The organism is Pontibacter mucosus (genome assembly GCF_003054055.1).
In the GTDB taxonomy this organism is placed as follows: Bacteria; Bacteroidota; Bacteroidia; order Cytophagales; family Hymenobacteraceae; genus Pontibacter; species Pontibacter mucosus.
The window spans coordinates 169,689-181,705 of the sequence record NZ_QBKI01000002.1 but is presented as its reverse complement, the minus strand read 5'-3'; the positions used below and the strand labels follow the sequence as shown (position 1 = coordinate 181,705).

Annotated in this window: 7 protein-coding genes; 2 read left to right on the top strand and 5 right to left on the bottom strand. The window is 53.5% G+C overall.

Features of this window, described 5'->3' with window-relative positions; all coding sequences use genetic code 11:
- The first annotated feature begins 383 nt into the window (after window positions 1-383).
- Window positions 384-1,976 carry a ribosomal protection-like ABC-F family protein gene (gene abc-f / locus C8N40_RS04420; RefSeq protein WP_342749947.1) on the top strand — a complete coding sequence of 531 codons (1,593 nt, stop codon included), beginning with the start codon at window positions 384-386 and terminating at the stop codon, window positions 1,974-1,976.
- Between the two features lie 201 nt (window positions 1,977-2,177).
- Here the strand turns inward: abc-f and C8N40_RS04415 are convergent, their stop codons facing one another.
- Window positions 2,178-3,038 carry an endonuclease/exonuclease/phosphatase family protein gene (locus C8N40_RS04415; protein ID WP_108210582.1) on the bottom strand — a complete coding sequence of 287 codons (861 nt, stop codon included), beginning with the start codon at window positions 3,036-3,038 and terminating at the stop codon, window positions 2,178-2,180.
- Window positions 3,039-3,346: 308 nt separating this feature from the next.
- On the opposite strand from C8N40_RS04415, the gene priA reads away from it, so the two are divergent.
- Window positions 3,347-5,878 carry a replication restart helicase PriA gene (gene priA / locus C8N40_RS04410; protein ID WP_108210581.1) on the top strand — a complete coding sequence of 844 codons (2,532 nt, stop codon included), beginning with the start codon at window positions 3,347-3,349 and terminating at the stop codon, window positions 5,876-5,878.
- A gap of 251 nt (window positions 5,879-6,129) precedes the next feature.
- Here the strand turns inward: priA and C8N40_RS04405 are convergent, their stop codons facing one another.
- From C8N40_RS04405 to C8N40_RS04390, 4 genes are all read right to left on the bottom strand, one after another.
- Entirely contained in the window at window positions 6,130-6,312 is a 183-nt protein-coding gene (locus C8N40_RS04405; RefSeq protein WP_108210580.1) for a hypothetical protein, read from the bottom strand.
- A gap of 40 nt (window positions 6,313-6,352) precedes the next feature.
- Entirely contained in the window at window positions 6,353-7,798 is a 1,446-nt protein-coding gene (locus C8N40_RS04400) for an SLC13 family permease (RefSeq protein ID WP_108210579.1), read from the bottom strand.
- An 80-nt stretch (window positions 7,799-7,878) separates the two neighbouring features.
- Window positions 7,879-8,412: a DinB family protein gene (locus C8N40_RS04395; protein ID WP_170114018.1), complete on the bottom strand. Its 534-nt coding sequence runs from the start codon at window positions 8,410-8,412 to the stop codon at window positions 7,879-7,881.
- 982 nt (window positions 8,413-9,394) lie between these two features.
- Window positions 9,395-11,956, bottom strand: coding sequence for a M14 family metallopeptidase (locus tag C8N40_RS04390; RefSeq protein ID WP_108210578.1), 2,562 nt, complete (start codon window positions 11,954-11,956; stop codon window positions 9,395-9,397).
- Window positions 11,957-12,017 lie beyond the last annotated feature (61 nt).

Here is a 12,017-nt window from a genome sequence, read left to right as displayed (position 1 = left end):
CTTGGAACAAGCGGAAGCTTGCGTTATTGATAAATCAGTTCGATTGCCTATCATTCATATTTTAAAATACCAACACTTTATAAAGTATAGAAACACAAAAGGCTACTAGATAAGTAGCCTTTTGTGTTTCTATACTTTCCCTCTCCACGAGCATGAAATTGAGCAAGCTCCAGCGATCCCAAGCTGCATTTTGTACCTCAACACTCGTCAGCCATGGAAAGATTATTTTAGACCTAGCAATTACACCATTTCCATAAAAACTTCGTATATTTGCAGGCACAAACCCCCAACGCATCAACTATGTAATCACTCATTTCTTTCAGGAAGAACCAAATTCAGGCTGCAGCGCGGCTTGCCGTTATTTCCCGCCTTTAAAGAAAGAAATGATGCTTACATTACAGAACATCTCCTATACCCATTCCAATAAAGATTTATTGTTTAGCAACATAAGTCTTACCCTTAACCGTCACCAGAAAGCTGCCCTGATTGGCCATAATGGAGTCGGGAAATCTACCTTGCTCAAAATTATAGCCGGTAAAGCAAAGCCTTCCGGTGGGCAAGTCATAGCAGAGGCGACGCCTTATTACGTGCCCCAGCTTTTCGGTCAGTTCGACCAGCTATCCGTGGCCCAGGCGCTGCAGATTGAGGAGAAACTAACGGCCCTGGAGGACATCCTGAAAGGGTACGTAACGGAAGAAAACCTAACGCTACTAAACGACGACTGGACGATTGAAGAGCGGTGCCAGGCGGCGTTGCGCTACTGGAAACTCGAGGAGGTTGCCCTCACCCAACCGATGGCTACCTTGAGCGGCGGGCAGAAAACGAAGGTATATCTGGCTGGTATCGCCATCCATCAACCGGAGCTGGTGCTGCTGGATGAGCCCAGTAACCACCTGGACTTTGCCGCAAGAAAGCTGTTGTACGACTTTATACTTTCGAGCTCCTGCGCCTTGCTGATCGTGAGCCACGACAGAACCCTGCTAAACCTGCTGGACACGGTGTATGAGATGAGCAAAAGAGGCATCACGACGTACGGCGGCAACTACGATTTTTATCAGGAGCAAAAGCAGCTCCAAAGCAATGCCTTACAAGAGGATGTTAAAAGCAAGGAAAAGGCCCTGCGCAAGGCCAGGGAAATGGAGCGCGAGGCACTGGAAAGGCAGCAGAAGCTCGACAGCCGCGGCAAGAAAAAGCAAGAGAAAGCGGGCATGCCTAAAATCATGATGAACATCATGAAGAACAGTGCCGAGAACAGCACCTCCAGGCTAAAAGGCATTCATGCTGAAAAAGTCGGTTCTATCTCGCAGGAGCTGCAGGAGCTAAGAAAGGAGCTGCCCGAGGTAGATAAAATAAAGTTTGGCTTCGACCACTCCACCCTGCACCGGGGGAAGGTCTTAGTCGAGGCAGAAAACATGAACTACAGCTACGGGAAAGCTATACTTTGGAAAGAGCCGCTGAGCTTCCAGATGACGAGCGGCGAGCGAATAACCCTGAAAGGGTTGAATGGTGCGGGAAAAACGACTTTAATCAAGCTCCTGCTGGGCGAACTTGCCCCTACCACCGGAACAATCCGGAGGGCTGACAACAAGGCCGTGTACATCGACCAGGATTATTCCCTGCTCCAAAGTGAGTTGAAGGTTTACGAGCAGGCGCAACAGTTTAACCAATCCGCCTTGCAGGAGCATGAGGTAAAAATCAGGCTGAATCGTTTTCTGTTTTCCAAGGACACTTGGGATAAACCCTGCGGCGCGCTAAGCGGTGGGGAAAGGATGCGGCTTATACTTTGCTGCCTCACCATCAGCAACCATGCCCCGGACATCATCGTGCTGGACGAGCCGACCAACAACCTCGACATCCAGAACATCGAAATCCTGACCTCAGCTATAAACGAGTACCAGGGCACCCTCCTCGTTGTCTCCCACGACCAGTATTTTCTGGAACAGATAAATGTGGAGCGGACAATCAACCTGAAGTAAAGCGACGGTACCAGTATAAAGTATAAGAGGCTCCTGGTCGGGAGCCTCTTTTTACTTTACAATCACAGTTGCAATTAATCCACCCCCGCCCCTCCCAAGAGGGGAATTTCTGTAAGTGTAATATGACTCCCCTCCTTGGAGGGGTTAGGGGTGGGTTTACACCTTCACCAAGGTCGTATATCGAAACTTGATTTATACTTCCTACTTCTTCTTCACCTCATACTTCACCTCTGCCAATACCGGGAAGTGGTCTGATGGGAATAGGCCGTTGGCATAGGTGTCGGTCAGAATGCCATACTTGCTTACTTTGAAATCCGGGGAAAGCCAGATGTGGTCGATGCGGCCGTCGGATTTGCGGGTGGCCTCAAAGCCGTTGAAGGTACCGCGCGGTGCGTAGCGTATGGCGGTTATCTCATAAGCATCTTTCAGCGTAGAGGCTGTCATGGTTTTATACTTCTCATCGCGCTGGTCGAAGTTGAAATCACCCATCAGTATAACCGGCGCCTTCTTAGCTATCTCCTGCACTTTCTTCAGTATCAGCTTCACGCTCTCCTGGCGGGCCTTCTCACCCCGGTGGTCGAAGTGCACGTTAAACAGGAAAAACTCAAAACCAGAATTTTGGTCCCTGAACTGGCCCCAGGTGCACACGCGCGGGAAATCAGCATCCCAGCCTTTACCCGGTTTCTCAGGGGTCTCGGAAAGCCAGAAATTGCCCTGCTTTAGCAGTTTGTACTTGTCCTTCTTGAAAAACACGGCAGCATACTCTCCTGCCTGCTTGCCATCGTCGCGGCCCACACCAATATATCCATACGTTGGCAACTCTCCGGCCATCCCCTCCAGTTGGTGGTGCAGCACCTCCTGCGTCCCGAAAATATCGAAATCATGAAACTGCACCAGGTCCGCAATCACGGGCAGGCGTTTGTTCCAGGCGTTGACGGTATCGCTTTTATTGTCGTACCGGGTGTTGTAGGTGGCAACGCGCATTGTTTGGGTTTGGGCAAGTACAGAAGTGCTGCAAAACAGCAGCAACAGGCTGGCAAAGTATACCGCTTTTGTTAACATAGGGATTCAGGGTTTAGTGAAAGTATAGGTTTATATTGAGGTAATAAATCATTCCCCTACCCCCTTCAAAGGGGGACACCCACAGGTGTAATTTCTTAAAGTATACTTTTATTACACTTACAGAAAAGTCCCCCTTCGAAGGGGGTAGGGGGATGATAATCGTCTGTGAATAATTTCCCAGGGCTTAAGTTAAGCGTTTTACCCGCTCCTGCCAAAGTATAATTCCGCCGCTTTTACTTCTATCCTCCACGCCTGCGCAATTCATCATTTTTTTACGACCTTTGTAGGAAGCAAAAGTATAAACACCCTTGTCGGATCTTCTGAACTTTAATTACCCGCCGGAGCCGGCCACAGAGCGCGTCACGCTGTTTGCCGACGTGATTCTGCCCCTGCCCCTGCCCAAGCTGTATACTTACCGCATCCCCTTCGAGATGAACGACGAGGTATCGGTGGGCGTGCGGGTGATTGTGCAGTTCGGGGCCAAAAAGGTGCTGAGCTGCGTTGTGGCCGAGGTGCACGAAAATGCCCCCGCCGATTATCAGGCCAAGTATATCCTGGACGTGCTCGACGACAAGCCGATCATCACTTCGCCGCAGCTCAAGCTGTTTAAATGGATTGCCGACTATTACATGTGCACCCTGGGTGAGGTGATCAACGCTGCCCTGCCCTCAGCGCTCAAGCTCAGCAGTGAGTCGCGGATACAGCTGCACCCCCACTACAACCCCGAGGAGGACGAGCTTATACTTGCCCCGCAGGAGGAGAAGATCATTTTTGCCCTGCAGCACAACCAGGCCCTCACCTTCACCGAAGTAGGCAACCTGCTGCAGATCAAAAACTACCACAAGTTCATCAAATCGCTTATCCAAAAAGAGGCGATCATCATTTATGAGCAGGTAAGCGACAAATTCTCGCCCAAGGTGGTGAAGAAGGTGCGCCTGTCAGAGCATTTTGTGCAGGAAGAGGGCCTGCTGGAGGAGCTTTTTAACCAGCTTACGCCGCAGCCCAAGCAACTCGACATCCTGCTCAACTACCTGCAGCTCGTGCCCGTGCACCAGGACATCCACCTCAACTTCCGCGGCATCGAAAAAAGCGCCCTGACCGGCAACCCGCACCTGTCGGCCTCTTCTATCAACACGCTCATCAAAAAGGGTGTATTAGAGCAGTTCGATCAGATTGTGTCGCGCTTCCCGATGGATAACAGCACCCAGCAGCTGCCGATGGCTCTGTCGGAGCATCAGTTGCAGGCCAAGGACGAGATCCTGGGATTGTTTAAGGAGAAGGAGACGGTGCTGCTGCACGGCGTAACGGGCAGTGGTAAAACCGAAGTATACATCGACCTGATAAAGCACGCGCTCGATGGCGGCGGTCAGGTGTTATACTTGCTGCCCGAGATTGCCCTTACCGCCCAGATCGTGACGCGCCTGATGAAGGTGTTTGGTGACAAACTGGGCATTTACCACTCCAAGTTCTCCGATAATGAACGCGCCGAAGTATGGCAAGGCGTGCTTTCCGGACGTTTCCAGGTGGTGGTGGGCGTGCGCTCTTCCATTTTCCTGCCTTTCCACGACCTCTCGCTGGTAATTGTGGACGAGGAGCACGAGCCAAGCTACAAGCAGTACGATCCGGCCCCGCGCTACAACGCCCGCGAAACGGCCCTGATGATGGCGCACCTGCAGGGGGCCAAAACCTTGCTGGGCTCAGCCACGCCCGCCATTGAGAGTTACTACAACTGCAAAACCGGCCGGTGGGGTCTGGTAAGTATGACCAAGCGTTTCGGGGAGGCCAAACTGCCGGAGATAGAGCTGGTGGACACGCGCCGTGAGCAGCAGCGCAAGAACATGCACAGCCACTTCTCGGCCAAACTGCTGAACGATATTGAGGAACGGCTGAAGCGACAGGAGCAGGTGATCCTTTTCCAGAACCGCCGTGGTTACGCGCCCTTCATCTCCTGCGACGAATGCTCCTGGATACCCAAGTGCAAGTTCTGCGCCGTGAGCCTGTCTTACCACAAGTATAACAACGAACTGCGCTGCCACTACTGCGGCTACCACGAGCGCATGCCCCACGACTGCCCCGCCTGCGGTGCCACCACCCTTAAAAGTATGGGCTTTGGTACCGAGAAGGTGGAGGACGAGCTAAAACTGCTCCTGCCCGGCGCCGAGGTGCAGCGCATGGACCTGGACACCACCAAAAAGAAAAACAGCTACCAGCAGATCATCGCGGACTTTGAGAGCGGCCGCACCAACGTGCTGGTGGGTACGCAGATGGTCACCAAGGGCCTCGACTTTGAGAACGTGAGCCTGGTGGGCATCCTCAATGCCGATACCATCATCAACTTCCCGGATTTCCGCGCCCACGAGCGGGCGTACCAACTGTTTGTGCAGGTAAGCGGCCGCGCCGGCCGCAAGGGAAAGCCGGGCTCGGTAATCATCCAGACCCGCGACCCGCGCCAGCCCATCTTCAGCAAGGTGATGGGCAACGATTACCAGACGCTGTACGAGCACGAGATAGAGGAACGCCTGCGTTTCGGTTACCCGCCGTTTACGCGCATGATCCGCATCACGGTGAAACACGCCGAAGAGCGCACCACGGAAAATGCCGCTATCGTGCTGGCTAAGGATTTAACAGACAGGCTGGGCAAGCAGCAGGTGCTGGGGCCGGAGGTACCCTATATCTTCAAGATCCGTAACCTGTTTCTGCAGGAGATTCACATCAAGCTGCCCCGCGACACGACCAACCTGAAGGCTGCCAAAGGCCAGATTGCGCAAGCTATTTTCAACCTGAAGCTGCTGCCCGATTTTAAGGGGATAAGGGTAGTGGCCGACGTGGACCCGGTGTAGCCTGCTGTCTGGCAGGTAACGGTCGCCTACCTGAGCTTTCCTGAATATGTACAGTTATGATTCGAGTTTTAACCGGACTGGAGAGGGGGAATTTATTAAAAAAAGAAAAATTATACACCAAAGTATAACCTTCTGCAAATCGCTCCCGTAAATATAGATACCTTTGGCTAAAAGTTGAGAACCTGAAAGTCTGATTGTTCAGAAGGAATAATGTAGACTTTCAGGTTTTTCTTTTTTGTCTCCTCCCCTGCTTACTCAGTTTTGTCTTTCCGGAAAAGTATAAAAAGGTAAGTTATACCAATTGCCAGGAAAACTACCATCAGCACCACGTCCATGGTCTCGTATTCTCCTTTAATTATCTGGTATGCGTTCAGGCCTGCAAACACAAAGCTTGCTACGGCCAGTATGATTCTGTAAAATCTGCGGTTCTGCATAAGAAGTGAAGTATAGGGTATAGTATAGGATCTACGGCGTTTAGCCCACAAGGCTCATGTAAAGTATCACCCACGCTGTAATCAGCACAGCACCGACCAGGTTCAGCAACATACCTGTCCTTGCCATTTGGCCGATCGGCACCAGTTTGCTGCCATACACAATCGCGTTTGGCGGCGTGGCGATGGGCAGCATAAAGGCGAAGCTGCAGGCAATCACTACGCCCAGCACCGGGTACAGCAAAGGCAGGTTCAGCCCGTTGAGCACGCCTATGATGATTGGCACAAAGGTGATGGCAATAGCCGTGTTGGAGCTTATTTCCGTCAGCAGCAGCACCAGAAGCACCAGCACGAACACCAGCAGCACCCGTTGGTCAGGATCTAAAAGGGAGGTGATGCTGCGGCCAATCACATCGGCCAGGCCGGAGCTGATGACCAGCTGCCCCAAAGCCATACCGCCCCCGAAGAGCAGAATGGTGTCCCAGTCTATTTTTACCAGGTCCTCTGCGGTGAGCGTGCCCCGGCCACCGGTTTCCTGCCCGGGCGGAATGAGGAACAGCAGCAAAGCAGCCAGCACGGCCACCGTACTCTCCGCAAAATAAGTATTCATGAAGGTATAGGCCTGCTCCAGGCCCATCAGGTTAAAAACACCCGGTGACAGCCAGAGGATAACCGCCAGTATAAAAACAGCCATGGTTACCTGCTCTCCCTTGCGTAAGCGCTCTTTCTGCTGCTGCCGCTCGGCTACGTAGGCCTTCACCGCCTGTGGGTCGTACCCGCTTTTGCCCAGGAAATAGCGCATGTAAAGCAGCATCACCCCATACATGCTCACCGCTATGGGCAGCGCCAGGTACATCCACTGCAGAAAGTCGATCCGGATGCCCTGCTGCGCCAGGTAGTTTACCCCAATCAGGTTAGGGGGCGAACCGATGATGGTGCCGATTCCTCCAATAGAGGCGCTGTAGGCGATGCCCAACAGAAAGTATAGCGCAGAGTTTTTGCCATCTTCCGGCTGGCACACCAGTTGCGTTACCCCCAGCGTCAGCGGCAGCAGCATTGCCACCGTCACGGAGTTGCTCACCCACATCGACAGCAGGAAGGATATGCCTGAAAACCCCAGGAACATGCGAAAAAGGCTCTTCTGAAAAAACCGTCGGGAAAGTATAAACAGGGCAATGCGCTTGTCGAGGCCGTGGCGGGTCATGGAGCGGGCCAGCAGAAAGCTGCCGATAAAGAGCAGGATGATGGGGTGCCCCAGGTTCTGAAAGGCGGTCTCCATTTCGGCAACGCCGAGCATCACGGCCAGCAGCACGCCCAGAAAAGCGGTCATGGAAAGCGGGATTACCTCGGCCATCCAGAATACGAGGCAGAAGGACATGATGGTAGCCACCATTCGGGCTTCATAAGCCAGGGCGGGTGTTAGGGACCATACCAATAGCGCCAGCAGCGGCGCCACTACCATACCTACATTGCGACGGGTCAAGGCCATGGTTATACTCTAGTTTTACAAAAGGTTAATCCTTAAATATAGTAAAACTTAAGTATAACCATGCCTCCCGCAGCTTGGTATTAAGCTTTCAGGTAGCGCTCGCGTATAATTTTCTGGTGGTGCACTTCATGCCCCAGGATCATATAGCCAATGGCACGCACACTCACTTCCTTGCCGCTGGCTATGCCCCTTTGCTGCAAGGCCTCTTCATCAAAGCTCTTAAAAAGCTCAATCGTGGCGGTTCGCAGCGAGGTATACTCGGCGATGATAGAGTTGATGTCGCGGGCATCAGCCTTGGCGGTCTGTGCGTACAGGTTTTCCTCAAAGCCCGGAAGCTCGGTTTTGTCCTGGCGCGCGAAGCGCAGGGCGCGGTAGGAGAAGATGCGTTCGGCATCGATTAGGTGCACCATCATTTGCTTGATGCTCCATTTGCCTTCGGCGTAACGGTACAGGAGTTGTTCCTCTGTCAGGCCCTGCACCATGCCGGTAATATACACGTAGCTCGCCGTCAGGCCTTCGATCAGGTCCTCGGTGCGGGCCTGCTGCACGTAGCTGGCCATGTTATTGCCGTACTCCTCTGGTGTAGGTGGCGTGATGATATGTTGCGTCTGCATACTTTAATCCGCTAAGTATAGATACTGTGCAAGGTACGAATTTTAAGTTTATAGTGGTTGGTATGGGGTGGAGTGGTTTTTTAGGATGAGTTTTTCTGGGGCAAGTGTCCGCTTCTCCTCTCTCTGGCGCGGGTTTGCAATCCGTGCCTACATATTATGTCGGATTTGCAATCCGACTGGCTTGAAAAGCCATACTTTATACTCCTACTATACTTTTATACTTGAGCTATACCTTGAGCTGTTATGGACATCATTGTCCAGAACCACTCTGCTGCGGACTTCCAAGTCCGCGTAGGATATACTTTTATACTTGCCAGCTTATACTTTCATAGCTACAGCTTCCTTCCACTGGAACCAAGCTATTCTTTCAAAATACCGTTCATCCTCTAGTTCCCACTAACCCACCTTTCCATAGCCAACTTTCTGCCCTCCCAGGCCGGGAGGCCTCGTTTTCCCGCTCGGCGCTGTGTTCCCTCCTGCCCTCGTACCTCGGGCTGCCCTTGACGGGCACCGGATCTCACAAGGCGCCTCTCAGAAAAACTGGGAATCAATCCGATAGCCTCCGCCCCTGCTGTCATCTCGACCACTCTTGAGGCGAGAGCCGAAGAGAGCCAGCGTAGCTGTGAGAGATCTCTTTAGAGTCCCCGATAGATCTCTCGCGCAGCTCGAGATGACAGGAAAGTAGCAAGTATAAACTGTCCCCTTGAGGGGACCATAGGGGTGTAACTCCCAATACCATTTGCTATAAAACTTATACTTCAGCTTTAGTAATCACAGACTCCCCGCCTTAGACTACCGAGAACGGGAGTTCGAAGGTAGCGAGCGTAGCTCTGAGGGGCCAGGGGTGGTTGGACCCGGTATTCCAGAAACGCGGTCAAAGATGTCCGCAGCAGCTTCAGTTCCTGACACGGATGTCCGGAACAGCAGAATATTTTCGATGCTCCCTCCCCTGTTTTTAGGGGAGGGCTGGGGAGGGGTTCAACTACTGCCCCACCACAAACACCGCATTTCCAAACAGCAGCTTGCCACCTTGCCAGAAGCCACGGAACAGCGGGTTATCGGCCAGGTACACAATCTGGCCGTGGCCGAGGCGCTGCGTGCCAAGTATAAGAGCATCCTGCAACTGTTTCTTGGCTCCCTGGCCTACATAGCCTGCCACATGGTTGTCCTTTTTGAGCACGCCCACGTTCCAGCCGTCCTCCATAAACTGGAACGTATCGGCAGAGCGGATGAGGGCAAAATAACTGTCGCCGTAGCCAAAGGCCAACGGATGGGTTTTGTCAAGGTCAACGCGGAAGACGCTGCCTTGCACCTCGCTCTCCAGCGCCTCGCGCTCACGGGCGGCATAGCTGCGCAGGTTTTCGTATGGGTCTTTGTCCTTGCGCTCTTTTTTAGCGGCCTCTTTTTCCTCTTCCTCAGCGCCCTTCTTCTTCAGCTCAAAGCCTTTCTTGCCAGCCAGGTAACTAACGGCACTTTCCAGGGCAATGAGTTTCCCGCCACTACGCACCCAGTCCTGCACCTTCTCCAGCGTCTTATCATCCAACACCTTGGTATAAGAACCAGTTGGCAAGATGATCACATCAAACTCCTGCAGCGGTACCTGGCTAAAGTAAGAGGTGTTGAGCACCGTAACCGGGTAATTGATTTGCTGCTCAAAGAAATGCCATACTTCTCCGAAACCATACGGCGAAACGCCCTCTCCAGACAGCAAAGCCACTTTGGGAGCTTTCAGGTAGCGTACGCTGCCAGAGCCAAAATCGGCGCCGGAGCTGACAAAGCCGGTATTGGTGGCCGCAAGCTGCACCCCATACTGCTGCGCCAGCTCGCGCACATTGGCGTCAAACTTATCGCCCAGGCGCTCGTTGCCGGTGCGGGTGATGATCAGGGTACCCGCCTCATACGTGTTGCCATCCATCTCAAACGGCAGTTCGGTCATGCGTACTTTCACGTTTTGCTGCATGAGTTGTGTGGCAAACCTAAGGTCCTCTAACCCGTTCCAGCGGGCCAGGTAGGCGTAAGGCTTGTCGATGCTAATGGCAGCAGCTGCCGGAGCGGCAGGGGCGGTTTGGCTCATGTCAACCCTTCCCTTTACGGCATAGGCCTGCACCCCGTAGGCATAAGGCAGCGCCCAGGAAGTGATATCGTAGGTCAGCGAGTCCTCCAGGGTAGATTTTGGCTCGAACAGCACCTTCACCAGCACCGACTTGGGCTGGTACATGCTGATTACCACATCCTCCGGCGCCAGTTTTATACTTTCAGTTTTGCCATTCAGGTAGTTATAGCCCTTAACGGAGCCTTTATTACGCGCATAGCCGTACTGGATGCCCTGCTGCTGCAGGTAGTCTGTCAAGGCTTTCAGGTTGCCGGCAGTATTAGCCGTGCTTTTCAACACAAAGGATTTATACTCGCCACCCGGATTACGCAGGCTGGTGCTGTAGTACTTTTGAAACTCCTGCTTTAGCTCACTGGCCTTCTCGGAAGCGGCTTTGATGGTCGCCTCGCTGGCCGCCACGTGGTGCGCGATTCTATCGGTTAAGGTTAACGTGTCGCCGTCTGCCTTCTTGTAGGCCAATCCCGCACGGCCGGAGCCGCCCTGCTCGTAGGTCATGCCGATGGCGCCGTTGTAGGTGGGCCAGGTATCGCCGTAGCTCGGGTAAAACAGGTCGAAGCTCTCGCGGGTAAAGTATAGCCAGTTGTTTTTGTCGAAGTACTGGCGGTTATACTCGCCGATGGTATGCTGGAACTGGCGCTGCCAGGGCGTTATACTTTCGTGGAAGGGCTTGGCGGCCGGCGAGAAGTAGTATGGCGACTCGGCTCCCATCTCATGGAAATCGGCGTGCACCTGCGGCAGCCAGCTGTTGTATACTTTCAGGCGCTGCTGCGACTCCACCTGCGTTTGCCAAGCCCAGTCGCGGTTCAGGTCGAAGTAGTAGTGGTTGGGCCTGCCGCCCGGCCACGGTTCCCAGTGTTCCCAGGCATAGGGCGAGGCGTTGCCGCCGCGGTTAGAGGCCTGGTTATACCACTGCACGTAGCGCTCTCGCCCGTCGGGGTTCACCATGGGATCCAGGATAACGATGGTATTCTGCAGCCACTCACGGCTCTGCGCGTTCTGCGAATTTACCAAATCGTAGAGCACCTGCAGCACTGCCTCCGAGCTTACTGACTCGTTGCCGTGCACGTTGTAGCTCAGCCACACAATGGCGGGTTGGTCGCCCTGCACCTGCCCGTTCTGCAGGCCTGCCTGGCGCAGGTTGTTTTCCCGGATCTGCTCCAGACGCGGCAGGTTTTCGTCGGAGGCCACGTAAGCCAGCACCAGCGGGCGGTTCTCGTAGGTGCGCCCATACTCCTCCACCTTGATGCGGTTAGGGGCCTGTGCGGCCAGGTAGTTGACATAATCCAGGACGCGGTTTTGGGTGGTAAACTGCTGACCCAGCTCATAGCCCAGGAACTGCGCCGGCGACTGCAGTTGCTGCTGCGCCACGGCAGCCTGCATGCTCAGTAACACCAGCCACAAGGCGGCAAAACGCTTTAGCGTGTTTATCATGATGGTTTAGCGGATAGGATAGACGGGGTTCTTTTAACTATACAATCTGCGCAAAAACAGC

Coding starts and splice junctions, on each gene's coding strand:
- C8N40_RS04405 (WP_108210580.1), bottom strand. CDS start 6,312: ATGCAGAACCGCAGATTTTACAGAATCATACTGGCCGTAGCAAGCTTT.
- abc-f (WP_342749947.1), top strand. CDS start 384: ATGATGCTTACATTACAGAACATCTCCTATACCCATTCCAATAAAGAT.
- C8N40_RS04415 (WP_108210582.1), bottom strand. CDS start 3,038: ATGTTAACAAAAGCGGTATACTTTGCCAGCCTGTTGCTGCTGTTTTGC.
- C8N40_RS04390 (WP_108210578.1), bottom strand. CDS start 11,956: ATGATAAACACGCTAAAGCGTTTTGCCGCCTTGTGGCTGGTGTTACTG.
- C8N40_RS04395 (WP_170114018.1), bottom strand. CDS start 8,412: ATGCAGACGCAACATATCATCACGCCACCTACACCAGAGGAGTACGGC.
- C8N40_RS04400 (WP_108210579.1), bottom strand. CDS start 7,798: ATGGCCTTGACCCGTCGCAATGTAGGTATGGTAGTGGCGCCGCTGCTG.